We start from the raw sequence: 24,438 nt of genomic DNA, 5'->3' as shown, positions 1-24,438 counted from the left end.
TATCGATGCTTTCTATTACGTAACTAACTAGGACTCTCTTTTCTGATTGTAAGCCTTTTACTACATTTTGTCCATGACCTATGAGAAATCATCTTATGTCCATATGCAGAGCCATATCATAATCTTCAGGATGATTTATGTTGAGGAAATGGTTGTCGAGTATGTCACTGGATACAGAAATACATTCACAGTCCACAAACTTCGTCGGGACGCTGTGATATAACGATTTCATAGCAAGCTTATCCTTGTGTAGCAGCTCTTTTACTACCGCAGAACAGTCTCGATGATACAGGCCAGCTAAAGGGTGATACCGTCCTTTATAATAAGGTATCACAGCCTGATAATGACTTGTTTGTGCTGTCAAATACTCATACACAGCTTTGTTCAAGAAGGGGCTGTCACACGGTGCCAACGCTATCCATTCATCCTGAAATGCAGTAAATACACTATTCAATGCACTTAACGGCCCTTTCCCTTGATAGATATCCCTTAGGACCGGGTAGCCAAGTGAAGAATAATCCAAGCGCTTACTAGATGAAATGACTATTCGATTTGTCCATGTTTCTATCCTTTGGAGGACATGGTAAATCATCGGCTCTCCGTGAATAGGAAGAAACGCCTTGTCTACTCCCATCCTCCTTGATTCCCCGCCGGCTAGAACCGCGACAAGCAAAGCTTCTCCTCCTCTAGGCAGTTATTTTCTATCGTATTGCCTGAAATAATAATCGTAAGGATTTTTATAGTTTTTAACACCTTTGTCATTCTTGGATAACGTCCATTCTTCTTCATTAAAAGCAGGGAAAAAGGTATCTCCATCAAAGCTCTCTTCAATCCATGTAATGTACATCCGATCTGCATCCTTTATCATTTGTTCAAACACATGGCTGCCGCCTATAACTAACCACTCTTTTTCCGGCTCTTGCTTTTCCCACTTTCGTATTGTATCAAGGTCGTGAATCACATGCACTCCATCCACTGAGAACTGATGTTGGCCTGTTACCACTACGTTCGTCCTGCCCGGTAACGGTCCATTCATAGATTCAAACGTTTTACGACCCATGATAATGGTTTTTCCCATAGATACCTGCTTGAAGAATTTCAAGTCCTCAGGCAATTTCCAGGGAAGGTCATTATTCTTTCCTATCGTTCGGTTATGGTCCATTGCTACAAGAAATGAAATCACACGCTTCAGCTCCCTTCTTTTATTTACACAGCTACTGGTGCTTTAATGGATGGATGAGGCTCGTACCCTTCTAATTGTATATCCTCCATTTCTACATCGAATACAGAATCCGCTGCAGACGATATAGATAGGGAAGGTAACTGGCGAGGGTCTCGTTGTACTTGGGTCTTAATTTGTTCCAGGTGATTAGAGTATATATGAGCATCTCCCAATGTGTGTATGAATTCGCCTACTTCTAAATTACACTCCTTCGCAATTAAATGAGTTAACAAAGCATAGCTTGCAATATTAAACGGGACCCCTAAGAAAATATCGGCACTTCGTTGATATAACTGACAACTTAACTTCCCATCTGCAACGTAAAATTGAAAAAGAACATGACATGGAGGCAGCGCCGCTCTCTCTGGTGACAAATCTTCTGGATTCCATGCGGAAACTATAAGTCTTCTGGAATCAGGATTATGCTTGATATCATGGATAACCTTGTTCACTTGATCAATGGTTTCTCCTCTGGATGTCCGCCAATCCCGCCATTGCTTACCATACACGTTACCAAGCTCCCCAAACTGCTCGGCAAACACACGATCTTCCTTAATGCGCTCCTTGAAAAGAGCCATTTGCTCCTCATATTGAACCTTAAATTCTTCGTCCTCTTGACTGCGTCGACCAAAATCCGTCATATCAGGTCCATCGTAAGAGTCGCTCTGTACCCAATTGCGAAACGGCCACTCATTCCATATGTTATTGTTCTGCTGCAGTAAATAACGGATGTTAGTATCCCCTTTTAAGAACCAGAGTAATTCACTCTTTATGAGCCGGAAGGGAACACGCTTTGTTGTCAAGAGAGGGAATCCCTCTTGTAAATCAAACCGCATTTGGTAACCGAAGACAGATAATGTACCCGTTCCAGTTCTATCCCCTTTCTGCATTCCATTATGTAGTACATGTTGACATAAATCTAAATAAGCTTGTTCATTTATACTCAATTCACTCACTCCTCACTCTTAGTTGCTATACTTATCCCACTATAGTATCGTACTCTTTACGGCAGGCCTACTTATCTAAGTAGTCACGACCATCCCATTCCTCTAAAAAGGAAGCTAAGAAAGTCTGGATGTGCTGTTCCCGTTTGACGGCAATCGTTTTAGCCGTTTGGGTATTCAACCGATTAGGAAGCTTTAGTATTTTTTCATAGAAATGATAAATGGAAGTGCCTTCTTCCACTATGCCATTCTTTTCTTTATGTAGAAGCTGACCTCTATTTCCTCCAAAGGCAAAGGTCCTTGCAATTCCAATTGCACCTAGTGCATCTAATCGATCCGCATCTTGCACGACCTTCCCTTCTAATGAAAGGGGAACTTTACCTTTACGATAGGATACTCTATCTACAATGCTCCAAACGGCTTGTTGATCATCTTTCGTAATGCCATGCGCATGTAATAAATTTGTTAATCGGAGGTATTCCTGTTCAGGATGCTGGGTTACTTTAGGATCTAAGCTATCATGAAGCCACGCAGCTAATTCACACAGAAAAACGTTCGCATTTTCCCTTTGACCAATATAAGCTGCCATGTGCACAACACGCTTCATATGTTCATAATCATGCCCGGTCGGCTCCTCCTCAAAACGATCCTTGATGTATAAGCATACCGCTTTTAATGCCTCATCCTCCAAATCCTCTCCCCCTCTTTACATATCAAATAACCCCATTTGTCTAGGATTCAGACCTTCATATGAAATGTCCATCATTCGCATAAGCTGCTTCGCGTTATTAGCAGCATCTCCCCCTGAATTATTATTGAACAGGATCGATATATGGTTCGTCTGTTCTTGCAATGCTTCTAGATGCTTCTTCCATTCTAACAATTCTTCCTCTGAATATTGATAAAGAAAACGATATTTCCTCCATTCCTCGTCATCGCGGCCATTCTTATTCCAACCATGGACGTTACGGCCATGGAATCGAATGATCGTCTTATCTTTATGGGTAGGTTCAAGAATAGTGGGTACTGAATTAATCCCTGCCTGAGGTTCATCGCAAATACTATGAATCCAGTTGTAATCTTTCATGAATTGGATGGTTTGCTCTTTATATACTGGATCAAACCATGTTCTATTTCGAAATTCTAATGCCAATGGTAAATCTCCCATCAAGCTCCGAATGACTTTCAGCTTCTGTACATGCTCTTTTCTCACATCAAACCAGGGTGGAAATTGAAATAATACGGCGTTTAACTTATTTGCTTCTATAACAGGCTCAATTGATTCTCTATAGGCTTTAAACATCTCTTTAACATCACTGCTGGCAATTTTCTCCCTATCGTGTCCCGTCATCTTCTGAAATGCTTTGATGATAAAGGAAAAATTATCTGGTGTTTGTCGCACCCACTTATGATAATTTCGTTGAGGTTGGATAGCATAGAATGCACTGTCCACTTCCACAACAGGAAAATGGGAAGCATAGGCAGCCAGCTTGTCCTGAGGGGGGATTTGGTCAGGATATAAGGAATCATGATCTCCCCAGCCTGTTACACCAATGGAAATGTTCACAAAAAACGTCTCCCTTACTTCGCTTTGTTTCATCGTATGAAATGGCTTCTTTATTGTAAAGCATTTAGAAAATGTTGTGGATTTCGTCATATTACGATGACCAGACTAACATATCCTCATGCATAACACTATCGCATGAATAATGGGACCCCATCGCAAGAGGAGGCCCGTATTATTCTTTATTATGGACATCTAAAATAATCCAACTGCATTCCCCTGTTCATCCACATCCATCTTTAGGGCTGCCGGCTGCTTTGGTAAGCCTGGCATAGTCATGACATCACCCGTTAAGGCAACTAGAAATCCTGCACCAATAGAGGGGGTGATTTCTCTTATAGTTATCGTGAAATCTTTAGGTCTCCCTAATAAAGTTGGATCATCTGATAACGAATATTGTGTTTTCGCCATGCAAATAGGCAAGTTACCCCATCCGAGTGCTTCATATTGTTTGATTTGTTTTTTGGCCTGTGCGGAAAAGCTTACACCACTCGCCCCATATACTTTCGTAGCAATAGCAGATATTTTCTCCTCAATGGAATCCTCCAGCTTATACATGTGGTGAAAGTGCTTTGGTTTCGTGTTTACAGTATTGACAACCTTCCGTGCCAAATCCAATCCACCCTGCCCGCCTTTAGCAAACACTTCCGTTAATGCTATAGAAGCACCTTGATTCTCACACCAGCTCGTAACTGCTTTTATTTCTTGTTCTGAATCAGATGGAAATCGGTTTAAGGCAATAACATATGGTAGACCGAAGGATGCTATAGTCTCCATGTGTTTTTGTAAGTTATCAACCCCTAGTTGGAGCGCCTCTACATTCTCTTCCTCCAGATTATCTTTCTCTACTCCCCCGTGCATCTTTAGAGCTCTAATGGTAGCAACAATGACTACAGCATCCGGTTCGAATTCTCCAGCCCGGGTTTTTATATCTAGGAATTTCTCTGCTCCAAGATCTGCTCCAAAGCCCGCTTCTGTAATAACGTAATCACCTAATTTAGCAGCTATATTGGTCGCCATCACACTGTTACAGCCGTGAGCAATATTAGCAAACGGTCCTCCGTGGATAATTGCAGGGGTATTCTCAATTGTCTGCACAAGATTTGGCTTTAGCGCATCTTTTAATAATAACGTGAGAGCTCCCTCCATTCCAAGGTCATGAACGGTCACGGGCTGTTGATCATATGTATAGCCAAATACAATACTGCTTAATCGCTTCTTTAAGTCCTTCATGTCTTTTGCTAAACAGAGAATTGCCATAATTTCTGAAGCAACCGATATGTTAAAGCCGTCTTCTCTAGGCACACCCTTAACCGGGCCTCCTAGACCGACAACGACTTCCCTTAATGCGCGATCATTTAAATCAACTACTCGTTTCCAGCCCACTCGCCTTGGATCAATATGTAATGGGTTCCCCTGGTGAATATGATTATCGATAAAGGCAGATAGTGCATTATTAGCAGTAGTTATAGCATGGATGTCACCAGTGAAATGAAGATTGATGTCTTCCATTGGCAGCACTTGGGAGTATCCTCCACCGGCCGCTCCACCTTTAATACCCATTGTAGGCCCAAGCGAAGGCTCCCTTAACGCTATAACTGTCTTTTTATCTAACTGATTCATCGCTTGCCCTAAGCCAACAGTAACTGTTGATTTTCCCTCTCCAGCAGGAGTTGGGGTAATGGCAGTGACTAATACAACTTTACCTGTTGGACGGTCTGCCAGCTTATCCAACAGATGATCCGATAGCTTTGCTTTATAATGACCGTAAGGCTCCCAATCTTCTACGTCTAATCCTAATGAACCTGCTATAGATTGAATGGGCTCTATGTATGCTTCCTGTGCAATTTGTATATCTGATTTCATGTAAAATACTCCTTCCATTCTAAAGACCAATACCTATATTATATCCCGTATTATATATATCTTCCATGATGGAACACTAACTGATTACAAATCATTTTGACCTATCTCCTTGACTATAATCTACATATACGATATATTGTAAATAAGCAAAGAGGATGTATTGGATTCATGAATGACTAAAGTAACTTCTATAGAAGTTTGGGATTTTATGATCCTGCATTTCTATAGGAGTTTTTTTATGAGCTCCTTTCTTTGTAATCAACACACGTGTAAACGTGAAGTTCTAGGAGGATTTTTGAAATGGAAAACGGTACAGTAAAATGGTTCAACGCTGAAAAAGGGTATGGCTTCATTCAAGTAGAAGGTGGCAACGATGTATTCGTACACTTCTCTGCAATCCAAGAAGAAGGATTCAAAACTCTTGAAGAAGGTCAAAGTGTTTCTTTCGAAATCGTAGAAGGCGACCGTGGCCCACAAGCTGCGAACGTAGTGAAGAACTAAGCATTTTCTATAGCTGTTACCAGTTTGGTTTAAACTGAAAACACTCAACTATCGTATGATTAAATAGATAAATTGTTTAGAAATAAAAGTAAAATGAAGTCTGGTACCTTTTCATGGTGCCAGACTTTTTTATGTATTACTTTGTTCAAGACTTGATAGTAAATGGCATTCATTTTTGGGGGAGATCAAGAGAGGACTTGGTTTTGAAATTGTATAGGTAGCTAGGGGCGTTATACAGAAAAAATTAACAACAAGCATAAACAATCGTCTGATAGGTTTAACTCATTTGCAAAAAGAGATAAAAGGAGATATAATTCCTAATCGTTATACGTGATGCAATCGCAGTTCGAGAACTCCTGCGTCATCAAAACTATGGAGGAATGTTGAAAAATGATTAATGAAGTTTTATGGATTGTTTTTGCCCTGATTAATTTTACGATGGTAACGATTATCTATCGTATTTTCGGGAAGCAGGGACTTTTTGTGTGGATTGGTATGTCTACAGTAGTAGCTAATATCCAGGTAGTAAAAACCATTGAAATGTTTGGCTTGACGGCTACATTAGGCAATATCATATATGGTACAGCATTTCTTGCAACCGACATTCTGAATGAAAAGTACGGAAAGCAAGAAGCAAAACGAGCGGTTTGGCTTGGCTTTGCAACCCTTATTAGCATGACCGTGATGATGCAGATTTCCTTATATTTCACCCCAGCACCAAACGACGTTGCGCAGGGTGCAATGAAGACGCTATTTGAATTTCTACCTCGAGTAGCGGGAGGAAGTCTATTAGCATATATTGTCAGTCAGTACGTGGATGTACTTATCTATGCTAAATTAAAAGCATTGCTTCCAGATAATAAGTGGCTTTGGCTTCGCAATAATGGGAGCACAATGATCAGTCAATTATTGGATTCATTCGTATTTTGCTTTGTTGCTTTCTTTGGGGAATTCCCAGCCAATGTATGGTTTGAAATCTTTATAACGACTTACTTTATCAAATTTATTGTTGCCGCATTAGATACACCATTCTTGTATCTTGCTAAGCAATTTCCGAGAAGGCAGTAACAAGGGAAAGGACGGAGAGATATGATTGAAGTGTATGTGGACGGTGCCAGTCAAGGAGATCCTGGTCCTAGCGGAGCAGGTGTTTATATAAAGCAGTCAGGAAATCATTTTGATCATTCTATCTTTTTAGGCACTATGTCCAACCACGAAGCAGAATTTCATGCTGTTATCCACGCTCTTCGAATTTGCCAGCAGCAGTTTCCTAATGATATTATCAGCATTCGCTCTGATTCTAGATTAGTCGTTGATGCTGTTGAGAAATCCTATACGAAAAAAGAATTGTTTCGCCCTTTACTAGAAGAACTGCAGCAACTTGGTACCTTGTTCCCTATCTATTTCATTAAATGGATTCCAAATAAACAAAACAAGCGTGCAGACGAACTCGCCAGACAAGCCATTCATAAACAAAAGTAACCCCCTCTGCCTTACTCGTGCAGGAGGGGGGTTTTCTGTTTAGAAATACCTTTCCTTTCTAACGCTTTCCACGCTTGCTGCTTCGTTTTTGGCCTTTGCTGCTGAATGTACTCTAAAACTCCAATAAAAAAACTTTCATCAAATTTACGTTGAATTTGTAACGTGACCTTAACAGCAAAGATGACTAGCCAATCCGGAGCATTTGTATAATTTTTACCAAAATAAATAAAATGTACATCACGATCGGTTAACTTAAACCCTTTCGTCCATAAATCTTCGATAAAAAAGCCTAGTTGATCTGCTTGGGACACGCATAACACCCTTTTACGCTGTAAATTATGGTTGCTTTTTAAGTGTATTTATTTTGTTAGCTTCGTTGGAAATCCAATCACTAAAGCTTCCTACATATAAAGAAACATTTCGAAATCCTGCCTCCCTTAATGCGACTGCAGGCGGAGCAGCTGTAACACCTGAACCACAGTACACGATAATTTCTTTAGCATTAAGGTAGGGTTCAAATAATTCCTTTAACTCTACATCCTTTTTCCAATACCCATCCTCATTAAAAACTTTTAACCATTCAAAGGATTCTGCAGTGGGAATATGTCCCGCCTTTTTATCAATCGGTTCCTCAAATCCTGCAAAGCGCTCAAAGCTTCTAGCATCCAATAGCGTTATGTCCTTGTTTTCCATCGCCTCTTGAACATACGATTGATCAGCTATGAGCTCCTCCTGCAACGTTACATGATACGTACTTACTGGACGGTTCACTACTTCTGAAGTTACGGGAAAGTCTTCTTGCTTCCACGCAGATAGGCCTCCATTCAATATACAAACATCTTGGTGTCCAGCTGCCTTCATTAGCCAATAAAATCTAGCTGCAAATGGACTTTTCGGTTCATCATAAGCAATGATGGTACTGTCTTTCTTAATCCCTTTTTCCTCTAACGTCTGTTTTAACTGAGTCAAATCAGGCATAGGATGTCTTCCAGTGTTACTTCCTGCTTTCCCACTCATTTCCTTATCTAAATCCATATACACTGCACCCGGTATATGCTCTGCCTGATACAACCTGTACCCACGTAATGGATCGTTTAATTGAAAACGACAATCTACAAAAACAACGTCTCGTGTCTTCTCCAAGGCACGTACCCTTTTAGCGGATTGAATAATATCCATAAAACTCCTCCATTTCTCTCTCCCATCCATTATACGTGCAAAGAAATCGCTGAATCAATTGCTTTTCCGTGAAAGCTATGTAAATGTGCTTCTTATACTAGCAGGACAAACAAAAAAAGCCAGGTATCCTCTACCTGGCTCCTATGGATTGTTCATAGGCATGCTGTTTATCTCGATGAGAGCTCTCACTTTGTCTTTTCATAAAATGAACTAATTGTACAGCACGCTTATCGTTCAGTTTAGCTAATAAGCCAACCAGCAGAACAGAATAAATCAGAACTGTAAGCAATATAAGTAGTATCATCAGGAACCCTCATTTCTTATACGATTCATTTATATTGATAACGATTTTCATTTTCTATGACAAGTATAGCAAATGCGATCCTTCGCTGCAATGAGAATGAAAAATATTCTCACTGTATTATACTCAAAGCTACAGCCATACATTCTAGGTCTTTCTGACGGAAACAGATGAAGAGTAAACCCTTCTTTCGTTACTTGGAAACTTAATTAAATTAATTTATAATGTCTGTACACCATATTAAAGAGTCAGCAAATTCCTTGAATTGCAGTCACACATATAAAGGAGTGAACGTATTTGCCATATACTAAACCATATACGGATTATTTTTATTATCCTTTTAGTCAGTCAGACATAGCAGAAACAGCTCAATTACTAGCTCTTGGAGCAGGAGACCTTTCTTCAGATATCGACGATAATAAGCCTATCTTTCATGGATTAGGCTTTCTGTATATCCGTACCGGTACAGTTACTGTAACTATCTCTCAACAAGAACTCACCTTAACCGCAGGTACTGCTGTAATCATTCAAGATTGGGACACACTATCCCTTTCTAACTTCGGGAATAAAGATGGTGTAACCTATATGTTTGTTTCATTAAAGGGAGAAGCGATTCGCCATGTATGGGAGCTAATTCACAATCAGTTCGGTACAATGCTATATCTGAACCCCCATACTGATCCGATTGCTTACTTCACTAATATGCTAGAAAAGGCTCGTATGGATCAGTTGAATGATGCCTATGAAGCATCAGGGTATGCCTACCAATTTGCGATGAAGCTTTATCACTATTGTCTGCGATTAGAATCCCATTCTTCTCATTCCGATTGGCCATCCACTATCATGGACGCTATTAAGTATGCCAAAGAACACTACCATCAAGACATTAGTCCCGGTGATATGGCATCTGCCTGTAACCTATCTCGCTATCATTTTGCCAGACAATTTAAAGAGAAAACGAGAGTAACCCCTATCCAATACATAACCACCTTAAGAATACAGAGGGCTAAAGAATTATTAGAGCATACTTCCTATGCGGTAGAAGAGATTGCTAACCTTATTGGGTACCATAATGCAAATTATTTTACAAAGGTATTTAAGAAGGTAACAGGCACTACTCCAGGTAGATATAGAAAATTCCCGGATTCCGTTTCTCCAGCATACAAAAGCCTAGTGTAATAAGATTTCTTATTACACTAGGCTTTTATTTTCAACCATTTTACGTTTATATAATCCCTACAGGAGATAACAATACGTATAATAGAATCATTGCCGCCGTTGCAGCAAGCCCAACAGGGTACACTAGTTTCCACGGTGTCATTTCTACTTGTGACTTTTCCTCCAGCACAAATACTTCCTTCCTTGGATACATCTTGCCAATGACTAGCATGAGAGTTGTACACACTACGAATAGGATAGCTAATATATGCAAGAAATGGACTCCCGTATCCCAAATTAGCTGGGTGGTGGCATAGATGGAAATAAATACGGTTAGCGAAATTTTAGCAGCAACAGCCGGAACTCTCTTCGTCAAATATCCGACTATTAATATAGTAAAGATGGGCACATTATAAAATCCATTTACAATTTGTAAATATTGAAAGAAACCCTGGGGTGCTTTATCAATTAAAGGAGCTATAACCATAGCAAATAAAGCCAATATGATCCCTGCTGTTTTTCCTTTCTTTACAACTTGTTTATCAGAGGCCTGTGGATTGAAATACGGCTTATAAATATTAAGTGCTATTAACGTAACCGATGAATTTAGCGCTGAATTAAATGAAGATAGTATAGCACCCACAAGAACAGCTGCAAAGAAGCCGACTAATGGAGTCGGTAATACCTCTGTTACAAGCTTAGGGTAAGCATCTGTTGGCTCCATACCAGAGCCGAACATGTTAAAGGCAATGATACCAGGTAAAATCAAAAAGACGGGTCCTAACAGCTTAAGAAACGCTGCCATTAGTACACCTTGCTGACCTGCCTTTAAGCTTTTGGCTGATATGGCCCTTTGCATTATATGCTGTGCTGTCCCCCAGTAAAATAGGTTTACTAACAACATACCTGTAAACATGGTACTAAATGGCACTGGGCTCTCCTCTCCCCCAATGGAATTTAGCTTTTCGGGTGTATCCTTAATAATAGTCTGGAATCCATTCCCGAATGAGCCATCACCAAGGACAAAAAGACCGATAATGGGAATTAATAAGCCGCCGATTAATAAGCCCACCCCATTTATCGTATCAGAAATAGCAACTGCCTTCAGACCTCCGAATATCGCATAAATAGAGCCCAGGGTACCAATAGCAACAACCATTATAATAATCCCTGTAAAACGGCTTACACCAAATACACCGGAAACGTCAAATATTCCATTTAATGCAACGGCACCTGAATAAAGAATTGGTGGTAGCAGGTTGAAAACATAACCAAAGAGAAACAATATGGTCACTATTTGCTTTGTTCCAAAGTCATATCGTTCCTCTAAAAAGTCAGGAATTGTCGTAATACCCCCCTTCAGATAACGAGGTAAAAGAAAGAATGCAACCACCACTAATGCAATGGCTGACCCTACTTCCCACCCCATTACTGCAATGGTATGAGAATATCCTTGAGCATTTAACCCTATCAATTGTTCAGTAGAAAGATTAGTGAGCATTAATGAACCAGCAATTACCCATGGGCCAAGGCTTCTTCCTCCTAAAAAATACCCGTCATGAGAGTTCAGATCCTCTTTTCTAGTTAATACATACGAAATGAGTGCCACCATGCCAGTAAAAAATAAGAATGATAATACAGTAAATAGATTCATAGTTTGTTCTCCCTTTACGTTTGAATGTATGTAAGCGGAATCAAAAATACTAACAAAAAAATAAAGCGCTTTAATTAGCTTTTCCGTAATTGTAGAATATTTTTTGTAAGCGTTACAATGGTAAAAATGTGGTGCACACTTACACTTTTTTGCTCTTTGGATTTATAGTTTTCTTTTCAAGTATTCCTATTACACACATGATCCTGAAAGATGCAGGAAGGGAGTAGGATATAAGCCATTCAGCCCCTCTCAAAAAAATACTCCCTCTCATCTTTTGACATGGATGAAAGAAAGTATTTGTTACCAAGGTGTCATTACCAAGTAGACACTTACGATTTGTATGCCTTTGCAAGAGCTTCTTCTTCTTTTGGAATTCGAATTCGCATAAGAGCCAGGTGAAATAAAGGAAACAAAACAGCACTAATATATGCATCGAATAAAAGTGGGATAATAATGAATTCAACACCAACTACAAAATAATTTGGGTGTTTCATAAATCGATATGGACCCTTTGCCACTAGCTGTGATCCTGGCAAGACAATAATCTTTGTATTCCAATACCGTCCAAGGGAGGTTAAACACCAGATTCGAAAGCCTTGCGTAACAAAGAAGATGCCAAATAACAAGCCTTTCCACAGTGAGAGCTCTAAAGCTGTCCCATAACTTTCTGCGAGAATGGATATAAAAAACAAAGCATGAACGAGAACAATCCATTTATAATGTCCATCTCCAACTTCTATTCCCCCATTTTGTTTCATCCACTTTTCATTTCTTTTCGCCACCCATAATTCGATGAGACGCTGCACGATAATAAAGGTAAATAACACATAGTATAGATACATTAAGACCACTCCAAACGTATTAATTCAGAACTAAAGCCAGGCCCTAAAGCAGCCAAAATACTCTTCGTACCACTTGGCTGTTGCTGCTCCATCCACCTTTTTAGAACATGTAATACCGTAGCAGAGGACATATTACCGTGTTCCCGCAGCACATCATAAGAGTGGAGAAACTTATCCTCACCACACTGTAATACGTCCTGGTAAGCCTCTAATACCTTTTTGCCACCTGGATGGGCAACCAAGAATGGGTAATCTTTTGGATTGTCCCCTAATTCCTCCATGAAACCTTCTACGTGTTCTCTCCAGAAGGTTTCTACTAAGGTAGGAATACTTCTCGCGAAAATAACCTGAAGCCCATCCTCATTAACGTTCCAGCCCATTACATCGAGTGCATCCTTCAATAATTTGGAACTTGATCGTGTCATATATGGAATAGTTCTTTTCACACGGGACAAATAAGGGGATTGTTCTCCCATTATAAGCGCGGCAGAAATTCCATCCCCAAACAAAGCAGTACCAATAAAATTACTTTTACGATTATCATTCTTTTGAAAAGTAAGACTGCATAACTCCACACATACTAATAGAACGTTTTTATCCTTGTATGTACGTACGAATTCCATAGCTCTGGATAAACCCGTCCCACCACCTGCACAGCCAAGTCCCCATAATGGCATTCGTTTTATATCATCACGGAAATCACGTTCATTTATTATCCGAGCGTCTATTGTTGGTGTGGCAATTCCTGTGCTTGATACATAAATAATCATGTCTATTGCTTCATAAGGGACCGTTTCATCAAACATCATTTTATTTTGGAGACAAGTATCAATAGCTATTAAAGAATGGAATAAAGATTGTTCTTCATAAATATCATTTCGTTCTTTAAAAGTGTGATCCTTCGCAAACCACTCCATTGGCTTCACAAATTGTCTAGTATCCACGGATGCATTTTCAAACACTGGGAGCAATCTATTGATATCTCGCTCTGTCTTTGGGAAAACGTGTTTAATGAAGGATTTAACATCTTCTTGACCTAGCTCATATTCTGGCACACTGTAACCGATTGAAGTAATATAGCTCATAATATCCTCCTTCCATTTCATTTAGCTTTTGTAAAAATCGTGGAGATTATAAGCTCTTTATATATTTTTTGTGATATGATGAATGCACTATAGGTATAAGGTGGGGGTTATTTGGTAGGTAGTAAGTCTGTTACAGAAATTGTTAATGGAACTATAGAATCAGTTAAGGCTGTACTCCCGTTTGACATTTACATAGAAAAGCCAAACGTCATTCAAGAGCCACTCATTCAAGCTGATCTTGGCGTTTTAATTGGTATGACAGGTGATATGGAGGGAAGACTGCTCATTGAAGGGACAAGGGAATGTATAAGTTCAATAGGCTCTAGCATGTTTGGAATGCCAATAGGAGACGAGATGCTTGAATCCTTTACAGGTGAACTGGCTAACATGATTGCAGGTAACCTAGCAACAATCGTATCAGGGCGTGAGGTTCACATCGATATTACCCCTCCTACTGTTATCGTAGGAGCTACGAAACTGTACGGTTTTGATCGAGCTTTTAAAGTACCAGTTTCCTTGCTTCAGGAGGAAACCCTATATTTAATTCTCATGATAGAAAACAGCTAAAATTCTTGTAATCTTCTCCTGTATTTTTTCGTATCTAACAGTAAAAGCAAGCCCTATCCCCTTAAGGGCAGGCTTGCTTTTTTGTCAGGCTCTGCTGGTGCCTGTTGTTCCTATTTTGGTATCGTGTCTTTAGAAAGTAAAGAATCCTCAATGACTCAGCTTCCCTTCCAACCTTACATCCTCGTTATGCAAATCAACCAACAATTGCATTGACCTTTAGTTATGCGCCTTGTGCTAAAACCCATAAATAGTCATACCGCCATCAATAAATAACGTTTGTCCGGTAATATAGTTACTCGCTTCTGAGGCTAAAAAGACCGCTGCTCCAGCCAATTCCTTAACGTCACCCAGCCTATTCATAGGCGTTCTTCTAAGTATATCGTTTACATAGGACTCATCCTTTAATAGCTCTTCTGTCAAGGAGGTTGGAAAATACCAAGGTCCTATAGCATTAACGTGAATATTATATGGTCCCCATTCCAATGCAACATTTTTCGTCATCTGTTGAATAGCACTTTTAGTCATCCCATAAACCACTCCTGTTCGTAACGCAACTTCACCCGCTACAGAAGAAATGTTTATGATTTTCCCAGATTGGTTGTCTTTCATGGCCTTCGCAGCGTATTGACTTAAAAAGAAAGCACTTCTCATGTTAGTCTGCACAATGGTCTCCCACTCTGCTTCTGTCACCTCAAGAGCTGTGCTTCTAATATTCATTCCTGCATTGTTTACTAATATGTTTATACTTTTTTCTTGGGGAATGAGGGCTTCTATTTGATCAATAATAGATTGGTAATCCTTCACATCCGCCACTACTGGATATGCCTTTCTACCTAACTGTTCAATCTCCTTGACTACCTGATGGACATCATCCTTCGTTCTAGCAATTACAATAATATCTGCTCCTGCTTCCGCATATGCCATAGCAATTGCGTACCCTATACCTTTCGTTGCTCCTGTGATAGCAGCAAGCTTATCTTCTAAAGAAAATGATGGTAACCACAAACGCAATTCCTCCTTATTTTTCCTTCTCTCCTTCAGTGTAGCATGTCCGTATTCATTTCAGCAGCTATCATGATTATCCAACATCAAAGGACTATAGTCCCTCCAGATGAAATAGCCTTCACATTTTTGCCATAGTATTGATTTTGTCATGAAAAGTTCATTTTCAGCCCGTTATTTCACAAGCGAAAAACGCTTATATACGTTGATAATATAAGGTTTTAATTCGTTTTTGAACAGTTTGTGAAGAATGGAGAATACGTATTTCAATACTGTAACTTTGCTATATGATAAAAGTGTGGGAAAAAACAGGAAGCTATTTGGAAAGGAGGCAAGGTCCAAATGACTATGAATCATACTCCATTAGGAGAACAAAAACCGGAGTTGAAAACGAAGCCACAGCCAGAAGCATCGTATTTAAAGGGAACATTCATTGCAGTATTATTTGTAGGTGCGTTTTTAATAGTTACCTGGATAGGAGTTTGGGGGCTTTTCTTAAATCGATAACTATAAGGTCGGGCGAAGGAGTGGAGAGATATGCATTTGCATAAATTTGAGAAAATATGGATGTTTATTGGAGGCGGTACCATGTTGGCCTTCTTAATTGTGCTAGGAGTCGGGGCTTTTCTACAAGGTACACAACCTCCCAGTTGTCTAACAACTATCGACCCTGAGAACGTGGAAGCACATGAATCCTTTAAAGAAGAGAATCTTGGTGTACAACAAATAGACGATCAACAATATATTATTAATGTCGTTGCGTCCGCTTTCAACTATGATTTCGGTTTGGACGAAGAGGGGAATCCTGTAAAGAACATGCGAATACCTGCAGGCTCAACGGTCCTATTTCAAGGGACCACAAAGGACGTTATCCACGGATTTGAATTAGCTGGGACCAATGCCAATATGATGCTAGAACCAGGCTACATTAATACCGTAGAAGTTACTTTAAATAATCCTGGTACTTATACGCTTGTATGTAATGAATATTGTGGAACAGGCCACCATTTTATGACGGCTAGTGTGGAGGTGTACAAAGACTAATGAATATACAAAGTGCGTTACCAAAAAAGGATGCAAATGTGACAATGGCTCATATGTGGGTAGCTTTTATATCATTATTAATCGGTGGACTGATGGGGTTATTGCAAACCTTTGTCCGTACAGGCAAACTCACGTTACCTTTTGGAATTGACTATTATCAAATTCTTACCGTGCACGGTGTTATTTTAGCACTAGTACTCACTACATTCTTTATCATTGGATTTCAATTTGCTCTGATGAGCAAAACAGTTGGTATGAGTGATGGTCAAAGAAAGTGGGCATGGGCTGCCTTTTGGACTATGACTATTGGTACAATCGCTACAGCCATTACTATATTATTAGGAAAAGCAAGCGTGTTATACACCTTTTATGCACCACTTGCTGCTCATCCAGTCTTCTATTTCGGACTAACATTTGTTGTAGTAGGATCATGGATTGCTTGTTTCGTTAACTTCCATCAGCTATATAAATGGAAAAAAGCAAACCCAGGGCAAAAGTCTCCTCTACTTGCATTTATGGTCGTTATCAATATGGTTATATGGTTCATTTCTACTCTAGGAGTAGCCTCTACAGTGCTAATACAATTTATTCCATGGTCCTTAGGACTCGTAGATGAAATTAACATTTTAGTAAGCAGAACATTGTTTTGGTATTTTGGGCATCCACTCGTTTATTTTTGGTTATTGCCCGCCTACATGGCCTGGTATGGAATTATCCCTAAAATCATTGGAGGTAAAATATTTAGTGATGGATTAGCTCGCCTTGCATTTATCCTTTTTCTATTATTCTCTATTCCTGTTGGTTTTCATCACCAGCTACTTGAACCAGGAATAGATCCATTCTGGAAATATATACAGGTGGTGCTTACCTTTGCTGTGGCTATTCCCTCTTTATTAACTGCGTTTTCCATGTTTGCTGTATTCGAATCAGCTGGCCGTTCAAAAGGTTATCGAAGCTTATTTGGTTGGTTTAAAGCTCTTCCCTGGAAGGATGTTCGCTTCTTTGCTCCTATGATTGGAATGATTGCATTCATCCCGGCAGGGGCAGGTGGATTAATTAATGCTTCCAACCAATTAAACCAGGTGGTCCATAACACAATATGGGTTACAGGACATTTTCATTTAACACTTGCGACAACTGTTATCTTAACATTCTTTGGTATTTCCTATTGGTTAATTCCTGTCCTAACAGGAAGAAAACTAGATGCAAAAATCAATCGATTTGGAATGATTCAAACTATAGTGTGGGCATTTGGTATGTTTATAATGAGTGGCTCTATGCACATCGCCGGTCTATTGGGGGCACCTCGTCGTTCTTCTTTTTCTGACTATGGAGGCAGTGAACAAGCTACAGAATGGATCGGCTATCAGTATGCTCAAGCTATTGGAGGTTCTATCCTCTTTGTCGGCATTCTATTGATGATGTACACATTCTTTTACATGGTATATGCTGCTCCTAAAGGAGTGGAAGAATTCCCTCTAGCAGAGGAAGAGCAACACGCTCCACCTACCCCTCTGATTTTAGAGAATTGGAAGCTTTGGATTGGTATTGCAGTCATACTGATTGCTTTCGCCTATACCATTCCTATGGTGGATATTATTCAAAACTCACCACCTGGTGCTCCTCCATTCCAATGGCCAATTGGTAGAGGGTAATTCCAAACAGTCGAGAAACACAATTCTTATAGATACCTACTTCAGCTTACAGAAAAACTTAAGTTTTTCTGTAAGCTTTTTACGGCTTGCTAACAGTAAGAAGAATCGTTTGGTCCCCCTATAGCCTCTTCTCCTTGCCCTTATCCCTTATAGCCCATTGTTCCTTCTGTTCAAATCGAGGATAGTACAAGAAAACAAACCTTTAGCACGTTCATGCGCTAAAGGTTTGTTTTTCTTTGCCCATTCCATCTATAGAATGAAATGGACATATGATTGTAAGTAGATCTGGACAAGTAAATAGAAAGCGATGGAATAGGCTATGTTGAATTTGAATCCATTTTTAAACGTGCCTAATTGATTAGTAGAGCTTAATATAATGACCGGTAATATAAGTGGAGAAAGCATAATGGATATAACACTGCCAGATGTAATCCCAAGCACTACTATCTCTGGTGGATATGGCAAGGAGACTCCTTGTAAGATACCTGAAACGAGAACAATAACCGTTAATGGTCCTAACCCGATAAAACCGAGTACAATGACTACGAAAGGCAGGACAAACAGGAAATTTAGAAAAGGTACTGCGTCAGACAAGAAAAACATCCCATCAACGAGGTAGCTTCCAAAGCCCGAACTCTGAACGGCATGGATTAAAAAGCCTGCACTAAGCAATATGGAAAATTGTTGAGATTGATTCGTGATGTCGTCCTTAACATAGGTTCTGCCATGTTTAACTAGTGCAGCGGTTCTGTTATGAAGGACAAAATATAAGGCAATCCACCCTGCTATTACTAAAGGAATAAGCAATAATAAGTCCAAGGGCAGTACGCTGTTTAATAAAAAAATGGTACCAAACAACGTTATAAATAAAATAGCAAATTCTGTGACGAAACGGTTGCCATTACCAGTACCATGCTCATTAATAGCGGAAAGCTCGTATTGAATCCCTTTTGTAAGATTAATGCGATACTTTTTCTCTTGAAAATAGGAGAAGCATAAGGATAATGCAATACCCGCTAAGGAAATAATCGCACCCTGCAGGATACTTAACGAAAGAGAAGCATCCAGGTGCTCGACAGCAAACACAAAACTCGGAATACTGACTACCCACATGGTGGTTAACGCAAAGCCTCTCAGAAGAGCAGTGCCTTTATAATTTTCCCACGCTTCTCCTTGTTCATTTTTCAAAAAATCATTTACCATTTGATAGACCATTGGAATGGCTCCAAATAAAAGGAAAAAGGAAATAACCTGTGTAATAAACATCATACCGAAGTAAAACTTCCTGCTAGTATTTAACATTTTCTGAGCATATTGAATTACTGATTCGATATAAGGCTTCTCTTTTAAAACCCAGCTAATGGTTGGGACTATTAAAAGGAGCGCTATCAAACCACTCATTACCGTAAAGCCAGACATCGCACCCTCCATAATGGAATGACCAGATACTAGGTGAATAATGATGGCCAGCATAAACAGAAATAGTGCAATAGACGCTTTCTGCAATTGTAAAAAGAAAATAGAAAATAGAAAAGCGAGCATACCTAATACGGATAGCCCTACTGATACATACGGAGCTGGATAAAAAGCGTGCACGAAATGGAGTAAAGCATATAGAATAATGATGACAGAATATGAGAATCGCAATGTATTTGACCTTTGCATTAGTTTCGCTCCTATTTGATCTCGTTAAGACGTTTACCTCTCCTACAATAACACAAAATAATATTGCTAGTCCTTTGTAAAGCTTATGACAGGAAAAACCCCTTCCAAGGAAGAGGTTCTTTAGCTGTCGGGAAAGTACAGAGCAGCAAATTTTCATAAATCCCTTCCTTTTAGCACGAAGGGTACCAATACATGAGGGCTTTCGTTATTCTGTGTCTGCTTACAAAGTGGAAATTAAGAACCATCGTATTGCTCTAATTCCTTGTACCTTCTTTGTTGGCGATAGCCATACGTTATATTACGCACGAGTTCTTCATTCTCTAGACCTGCACCAAGCGCTCCAGCAATCGTAGATATTGAGGTTGCTAGCCAGGATAATCGCAAGTAATGATTAATATTAGCAGGTTCTGTAAGATATGCTGATTCTTTGAATGATTCAGGAGGTATAAATACAGCTACTGCTATAAAAAATAAGGTGAAGAGTACAGCATAATACATAGAAACGGCAGCTGTTAATGTAATGACCGTTGCGATATTGTACAACCTCCTAAGCCTCTGCTTATTTCGATATCCTGGCTTCTCCCAAAGGTTATGAGCCATCATTACCCATACCACCATGCCACTAATTGCAATAATGGTTAGAATAATCAGTCGAAGGGTTGTGAATAAATGGCTTAACTGCCAGAGGGTTGGAAATATTAAACCAAAGGCTCCGGTTGCAAAGGCTAAAGCGATGATTTTTTTAAAGGAGGGCATGATGCCCCAGGGACGATTTGCGTGCGCCATCCCAAGTAAGATTCTCATTTTCCCATTGATTCGCGGAATAACGATGAACCGAATATCAATAGCTTGATTTGTTTGTTCAGATGGCTCTATCCTTCTGACAGGTGAAATAGGGAATTGCTTCTTTAACAATTGAAACGGCTTGCGATTTAGGTTAGGAGATTTCGCTCCTTCCTTCATGCCATATGCTTCCTCTTGAGGTGAAGTTTGAAAATACATCTCCCCCATCACTTGAATGATTGCCTTCTTAATACGATGCTTGACTGGCATAGTACCAAAAGCCGGAATGGATATTTGTGCGACCTTTTGAGCCACGCTTATATCAGCAGCTACGACATCCTCCTCATAAAATATCGGTAAGTCTGTTAGACATATGGCGTAGTCCCATTCCTTTTTCTTTTTTAAATCATCTGCTTTATGAAGTATTTCCTCCACATTTTCAGCTGCCCCGGTTAAAGGGTCAATGGATAATGCAATATCAAATGTCGTTTCCTGGTCAATGGTTGCATTAAATTCTTGTGGTAGTTTATGAATCAGCTTCTCTGCAATTTCGCTAGGAAGCTCTGGTGCTGGAATTATTCCTATGGTAACTGTCTTCATAGCTATCCCCCCTGCTGAACTGTTCTGTGACCTAATTGCTTCCTTGTTTATTTCTATCATATACATATTGATCTCTTGCTTCGATTTCCCCTTCTTGTATCTCATTACTTCGCCTTTTCTGACGATATCCATACGTGATATCTTTAATAACGGACTCATTTTCTAAACCAGCGCCAATTGCTCCTGTCAGAGTTCCGAGTGATGTAACCAGCCAGGCGAGCTGAAGGTAATATCCTATATCAGGCTGTTCCTCCAAGCCAGTAAATGCTTGAAATAATTCAGGGGAAACAAAAATTGCAATGGCCCCTAAGAACATGCCGGCCAGCACGAAATAATTCATAAGCACAGTGACGCCCAGTGTTAAAAAGGTCGTCCGATTATAAAGCCTTCTCAGCCGCTTATCTCCTTTAGTTGTTGGCTTCTCCCATAGATCATGGGCAAATATAACCCACGCAATCATACTTAACAACGCCACTACCATTAACATCACAAACCGTTCAAGTGAATACGCTACACTTAACTGCCAAGGTGTTTTAAAGATAGATATATAGGAGCCAGTTGCAAATGCCAAAGCTAATACCTTTTGAAAGGAGCCAAGTGCTGTCCACGGCCTATTGGCTAGCGTCATCCCAGATACAAGTCTGATTTTCCCTGTATATCTTGGGCTGATTACAAAGCGAACATCCACATTGTCTTCATGGTTTCCAGGTGTTTTTCTTTTTAAAGTAGAAAAAGGGAATTGTCGTTGGAATAAATCTTTTCGTTTTGTGATTTCGTTTTTGGCTTTTGGTTCATATAACTCTTTAACCATTTGGACAATACCGTTTCTTACTCTTTTACGGATTGGTAATGATCCAAAAGCTGGTACGGATATTTGAGCAAAACCATCGGAAATGCTGGCGTCCGCAACCACCACATCTTTACCAGAAAAAATAGGGAGGTCTGTTAGGCAAATGACGAAGTCCCATGCTTGGTCCTTTTTCCGTTTCAAAGCTCCCTTAATAGTATCATCAACATTTTCGGCAGCTCCTACAAGAGGATCAATTTCTAGTTCAATAGAAAAAGAAGCGGACTTCTCGATGTTGTTATGTAGTTCTCCAGGTAATTCATGGAGCAGCTTTCTGGCTACATCTGTTGGCAGCTCTGGAGCAGATATAAGTCCGATCGTAATTTTCTCCATAAAGAACTCCCTCCTTTCTTTAAAGCAACGTGTACAACTTCCCATGTTAATGGTATAGAAGAAAAGCAATAATCATTGTTTAATATGTAAATGGACTTACCCTGTCATCAATAAAATAAACAACATAGATTCTAGGTGATTTATATATTAAAAATTGGTACGCTTCCGTTATTACAAAGAAATTGTACACTGGTGAAATACCACTATTAGCATTTTTTAAACGTTATGGGAGAATATTATTCTAAAATATTTTTACGTATCTATTACCTCTACTGCTTCTTTTTCAGTTTTTAGAGTACCATAGAAATAATAACTAGTTATCAGGAAATAAACAGAGTAAAATTCAACTCCTTACTGCAATAAAAAAGCATACAGAGAAACTGTAGTCTCTCTGCATGCTTAGCCTTCGAATGAGCCGAAACTTAATTCTTGCTCATGTATTAAAATAGTAAGTAATACACGACTGCCATACTAAGTAAAACAATGACGAGTGCAAATAACCAAAAGTATATCAATAGTTCCTTTTCAGATGATTTTTCATCATAAAATTCCCTGAATTTAGAAGGGATCATGCTGTCACCTGCTTCATTCATATAGATAAATCTTCTTGTATTTCTCTGTTAAATAGTGTACTAAATAATCTGGGTTTAAGCTCTCCCCTGTTGCATCATTTAAGATTTCTAATGGCTTTTTCATTTTACCATATTGATGCACATTGTTGGTGAGCCATTGTCTAATTGGATCGAAGGTGCCTTGAGCAACCAATGCATCTACATCTAATTGCTGCTGCATGGCATGATGCAATTGTGCCGCGTACATATATCCAAGTGCATAGGATGGGAAATAACCAAATGCACCGCCAGCCCAATGAACATCCTGTAAAATACCCTCTTGATTAGTTGTCGGGCGTATCCCTAGATATTCTTCCATTTTATCATTCCAAAGCTCAGGCAGATCCTTTACTTCAATCTCACTATTTATTAGTGCTTTCTCTAATTCATAGCGGACCATTATATGCAAGCAGTATGTCAGCTCATCTGCTTCTATGCGGATTAAAGATGGCTTCACTTCATTTACTGCGTGGAAAAAGGATGTAAAATCAACATGTTGAAATGATGTTGGAGCATTAGAAAGAAACAAATCAAAATGGTTATTCCAGAATGCTTTACTTCTAGCTACGAAATTTTCCCAGAATAAGGACTGCGATTCATGTATCCCCATTGACGTTCCACTGGCTACAGGCGTGTACGCCAACTCTGTATCCACGTTTTGCTCATATAGGGCATGACCCCCTTCATGAATTGTGCCAAATACAGCTGTTCTAAAGTCTGCTTCATCATACTTAGTCGTTACTCTAACGTCTCCAGGGTTTAAGTCAATGGCAAAAGGATGTACGGTTTCATCCAATCTTCCACCGTCAAAATCATATCCCATTCGTTTTAAAATTTCCAGGCTGAACGATTGCTGTTTGTCTTTAGGAAAATGTCCCGTCAATACAGATGGATCTACCTCTACATTTGATTGTGTTATTTTTTGGAGAAGATCCGTCAATGCTTTTCTAACCTTCGGAAAAACATTATCCAGCACGTCCACTGTAACACCCGGTTCGAAGTTATCTAGTAGAGCATTATAAATGTGACCTTCATATCCCCAATATGCAGCAAATCGTTTATTATACTCCACCATTTTTTCTAAGTAAGGTCTATACAGTTCAAAATCGTTATTCTCTTTAGCCTCTTCCCAAATGGATTCTGATTTGGATTGAAGGGCTACATACTCCTTATACTCCTCAGATGGAATTTTAGAAGATTGCTCGTAATTTCTTTCACATTCCTCTACTGATTTCTGGATAATTGGGTCATCTGTGTTCCCCTTTAAGGTCTGTATGTACTGTTTCATCGTTTCAGAGGTAGCCATCTCATGAACCTGCTGTGACAATGTAGCTATGACATCCGAGCGACCTTCTACCCCTTTTTTAGGTGCTCCTGTCCGAAGATCCCAATGCATTAGGCTAATCGCCTCTTCGTACTGGCTCATTACCTTAGTGTAATCCATAAACGCTTGCTCTGCTCTATTCCATTGTTTCCCCATATGGTCTCCTCCTCTAATACTTGCTTTTCCCTATTATATTATACAAATAATCT

26 protein-coding genes are annotated in these 24,438 nt (G+C 39.5%); 8 read left to right on the top strand and 18 right to left on the bottom strand.

What is annotated here, in order from left to right:
- Positions 1-88 precede the first annotated feature (88 nt).
- The 6 genes from mobA to ACFFGV_RS06380 all read right to left on the bottom strand — a co-directional run bounded on the left by mobA (position 89) and on the right by ACFFGV_RS06380 (position 5,596).
- Positions 89-673, bottom strand: a complete 585-nt coding sequence (gene mobA / locus ACFFGV_RS06405; RefSeq protein WP_377345776.1) for a molybdenum cofactor guanylyltransferase — start codon at positions 671-673, stop codon at positions 89-91.
- Positions 674-694: 21 nt separating this feature from the next.
- Positions 695-1,183, bottom strand: coding sequence for a dihydrofolate reductase (locus tag ACFFGV_RS06400; protein ID WP_377345775.1), 489 nt, complete (start codon positions 1,181-1,183; stop codon positions 695-697).
- A 23-nt stretch (positions 1,184-1,206) separates the two neighbouring features.
- Positions 1,207-2,112: a thymidylate synthase gene (locus tag ACFFGV_RS06395; RefSeq protein WP_377345881.1), complete on the bottom strand. Its 906-nt coding sequence runs from the start codon at positions 2,110-2,112 to the stop codon at positions 1,207-1,209.
- A gap of 124 nt (positions 2,113-2,236) precedes the next feature.
- The gene (locus tag ACFFGV_RS06390) at positions 2,237-2,857 is read right to left on the bottom strand and encodes an HD domain-containing protein (RefSeq protein ID WP_377345774.1); all 621 of its coding nucleotides are present in this window, start codon (positions 2,855-2,857) and stop codon (positions 2,237-2,239) included.
- A 15-nt stretch (positions 2,858-2,872) separates the two neighbouring features.
- Entirely contained in the window at positions 2,873-3,766 is an 894-nt protein-coding gene (locus tag ACFFGV_RS06385; protein WP_377345880.1) for a DUF72 domain-containing protein, read from the bottom strand.
- A 159-nt stretch (positions 3,767-3,925) separates the two neighbouring features.
- Positions 3,926-5,596: a formate--tetrahydrofolate ligase gene (locus ACFFGV_RS06380; RefSeq protein WP_377345772.1), complete on the bottom strand. Its 1,671-nt coding sequence runs from the start codon at positions 5,594-5,596 to the stop codon at positions 3,926-3,928.
- 300 nt (positions 5,597-5,896) lie between these two features.
- On the opposite strand from ACFFGV_RS06380, the gene ACFFGV_RS06375 reads away from it, so the two are divergent.
- From ACFFGV_RS06375 to ACFFGV_RS06365, 3 genes are all read left to right on the top strand, one after another.
- Positions 5,897-6,097, top strand: a complete 201-nt coding sequence (locus ACFFGV_RS06375; RefSeq protein WP_377345770.1) for a cold-shock protein — start codon at positions 5,897-5,899, stop codon at positions 6,095-6,097.
- 390 nt (positions 6,098-6,487) lie between these two features.
- Positions 6,488-7,165 (top strand): queuosine precursor transporter, encoded by a 678-nt coding sequence (locus ACFFGV_RS06370; protein ID WP_377345769.1) that lies wholly within the window; start codon positions 6,488-6,490, stop codon positions 7,163-7,165.
- A 21-nt stretch (positions 7,166-7,186) separates the two neighbouring features.
- Positions 7,187-7,579: an RNase H family protein gene (locus tag ACFFGV_RS06365; protein WP_377345768.1), complete on the top strand. Its 393-nt coding sequence runs from the start codon at positions 7,187-7,189 to the stop codon at positions 7,577-7,579.
- An 11-nt stretch (positions 7,580-7,590) separates the two neighbouring features.
- Here ACFFGV_RS06365 and ACFFGV_RS06360 read toward each other — a convergent pair whose 3' ends face one another.
- From ACFFGV_RS06360 to ACFFGV_RS06350, 3 genes are all read right to left on the bottom strand, one after another.
- Positions 7,591-7,890 (bottom strand): DUF6123 family protein, encoded by a 300-nt coding sequence (locus ACFFGV_RS06360; protein WP_377345767.1) that lies wholly within the window; start codon positions 7,888-7,890, stop codon positions 7,591-7,593.
- A gap of 25 nt (positions 7,891-7,915) precedes the next feature.
- Entirely contained in the window at positions 7,916-8,758 is an 843-nt protein-coding gene (locus ACFFGV_RS06355) for a sulfurtransferase (protein WP_377345766.1), read from the bottom strand.
- A gap of 130 nt (positions 8,759-8,888) precedes the next feature.
- Positions 8,889-9,062: a hypothetical protein gene (locus ACFFGV_RS06350; RefSeq protein ID WP_377345765.1), complete on the bottom strand. Its 174-nt coding sequence runs from the start codon at positions 9,060-9,062 to the stop codon at positions 8,889-8,891.
- A 294-nt stretch (positions 9,063-9,356) separates the two neighbouring features.
- Here ACFFGV_RS06350 and ACFFGV_RS06345 point away from each other — a divergent pair, with 294 nt between their 5' ends.
- Positions 9,357-10,238 (top strand): helix-turn-helix domain-containing protein, encoded by an 882-nt coding sequence (locus ACFFGV_RS06345; protein ID WP_377345764.1) that lies wholly within the window; start codon positions 9,357-9,359, stop codon positions 10,236-10,238.
- A gap of 46 nt (positions 10,239-10,284) precedes the next feature.
- Here ACFFGV_RS06345 and ACFFGV_RS06340 read toward each other — a convergent pair whose 3' ends face one another.
- The 3 genes from ACFFGV_RS06340 to ACFFGV_RS06330 form a co-directional block, all read right to left on the bottom strand.
- Entirely contained in the window at positions 10,285-11,871 is a 1,587-nt protein-coding gene (locus ACFFGV_RS06340; protein ID WP_377345763.1) for a solute:sodium symporter family transporter, read from the bottom strand.
- A 329-nt stretch (positions 11,872-12,200) separates the two neighbouring features.
- Positions 12,201-12,713, bottom strand: a complete 513-nt coding sequence (locus ACFFGV_RS06335; RefSeq protein WP_377345762.1) for an isoprenylcysteine carboxyl methyltransferase family protein — start codon at positions 12,711-12,713, stop codon at positions 12,201-12,203.
- Positions 12,713-13,798: a type III polyketide synthase gene (locus ACFFGV_RS06330; protein ID WP_377345761.1), complete on the bottom strand. Its 1,086-nt coding sequence runs from the start codon at positions 13,796-13,798 to the stop codon at positions 12,713-12,715. Before ACFFGV_RS06330 ends, ACFFGV_RS06335 begins: the two co-directional genes overlap by 1 nt.
- A gap of 111 nt (positions 13,799-13,909) precedes the next feature.
- Here ACFFGV_RS06330 and ACFFGV_RS06325 point away from each other — a divergent pair, with 111 nt between their 5' ends.
- Positions 13,910-14,365, top strand: coding sequence for a chemotaxis protein CheX (locus ACFFGV_RS06325; protein ID WP_377345759.1), 456 nt, complete (start codon positions 13,910-13,912; stop codon positions 14,363-14,365).
- Positions 14,366-14,599: 234 nt separating this feature from the next.
- Here the strand turns inward: ACFFGV_RS06325 and ACFFGV_RS06320 are convergent, their stop codons facing one another.
- The gene (locus ACFFGV_RS06320; protein WP_377345758.1) at positions 14,600-15,370 is read right to left on the bottom strand and encodes an SDR family NAD(P)-dependent oxidoreductase; all 771 of its coding nucleotides are present in this window, start codon (positions 15,368-15,370) and stop codon (positions 14,600-14,602) included.
- A 339-nt stretch (positions 15,371-15,709) separates the two neighbouring features.
- Between ACFFGV_RS06320 and ACFFGV_RS06315 the strand changes: the two genes are divergently transcribed.
- Genes ACFFGV_RS06315 through ACFFGV_RS06305 form a run of 3 tightly spaced genes read left to right on the top strand, consistent with a single transcriptional unit; the run spans position 15,710 to position 18,066 of the window.
- A complete protein-coding gene (locus tag ACFFGV_RS06315) occupies positions 15,710-15,874 on the top strand; it encodes a cytochrome c oxidase subunit 2A (protein WP_377345757.1) in 165 nt (54 codons plus the stop codon).
- Between the two features lie 30 nt (positions 15,875-15,904).
- The gene (locus ACFFGV_RS06310; protein ID WP_377345756.1) at positions 15,905-16,411 is read left to right on the top strand and encodes a cupredoxin domain-containing protein; all 507 of its coding nucleotides are present in this window, start codon (positions 15,905-15,907) and stop codon (positions 16,409-16,411) included.
- Positions 16,411-18,066: a b(o/a)3-type cytochrome-c oxidase subunit 1 gene (locus ACFFGV_RS06305; RefSeq protein WP_377345755.1), complete on the top strand. Its 1,656-nt coding sequence runs from the start codon at positions 16,411-16,413 to the stop codon at positions 18,064-18,066. The genes ACFFGV_RS06310 and ACFFGV_RS06305 overlap by 1 nt, the downstream gene beginning before the upstream one ends.
- 249 nt (positions 18,067-18,315) lie before the next feature.
- On the opposite strand, the gene ACFFGV_RS06300 is transcribed toward ACFFGV_RS06305, so the two are convergent.
- From ACFFGV_RS06300 to ACFFGV_RS06280, 5 genes are all read right to left on the bottom strand, one after another.
- The gene (locus tag ACFFGV_RS06300) at positions 18,316-19,731 is read right to left on the bottom strand and encodes a hypothetical protein (RefSeq protein WP_377345754.1); all 1,416 of its coding nucleotides are present in this window, start codon (positions 19,729-19,731) and stop codon (positions 18,316-18,318) included.
- A gap of 234 nt (positions 19,732-19,965) precedes the next feature.
- On the bottom strand, positions 19,966-21,114 hold the full coding sequence (locus ACFFGV_RS06295; protein ID WP_377345753.1) for a 5,10-methylene-tetrahydrofolate dehydrogenase: 1,149 nt from the start codon (positions 21,112-21,114) through the stop codon (positions 19,966-19,968).
- A 31-nt stretch (positions 21,115-21,145) separates the two neighbouring features.
- Complete coding sequence (locus ACFFGV_RS06290; protein WP_377345752.1) at positions 21,146-22,294, bottom strand: hypothetical protein; 1,149 nt, start codon at positions 22,292-22,294, stop codon at positions 21,146-21,148.
- A 440-nt stretch (positions 22,295-22,734) separates the two neighbouring features.
- Positions 22,735-22,887: a hypothetical protein gene (locus tag ACFFGV_RS06285; RefSeq protein WP_377345751.1), complete on the bottom strand. Its 153-nt coding sequence runs from the start codon at positions 22,885-22,887 to the stop codon at positions 22,735-22,737.
- Positions 22,880-24,385: a carboxypeptidase M32 gene (locus ACFFGV_RS06280; protein ID WP_377345749.1), complete on the bottom strand. Its 1,506-nt coding sequence runs from the start codon at positions 24,383-24,385 to the stop codon at positions 22,880-22,882. The genes ACFFGV_RS06285 and ACFFGV_RS06280 overlap by 8 nt, the downstream gene beginning before the upstream one ends.
- Positions 24,386-24,438: the final 53 nt, after the last annotated feature.

Source organism: Pontibacillus salicampi (genome assembly GCF_042434395.1).
In the GTDB taxonomy this organism is placed as follows: domain Bacteria; phylum Bacillota; class Bacilli; order Bacillales; family BH030062; genus Pontibacillus; species Pontibacillus salicampi.
Note: the sequence above shows the minus strand (reverse complement) of the source record. Positions and strands in the feature narration are given on the sequence as shown.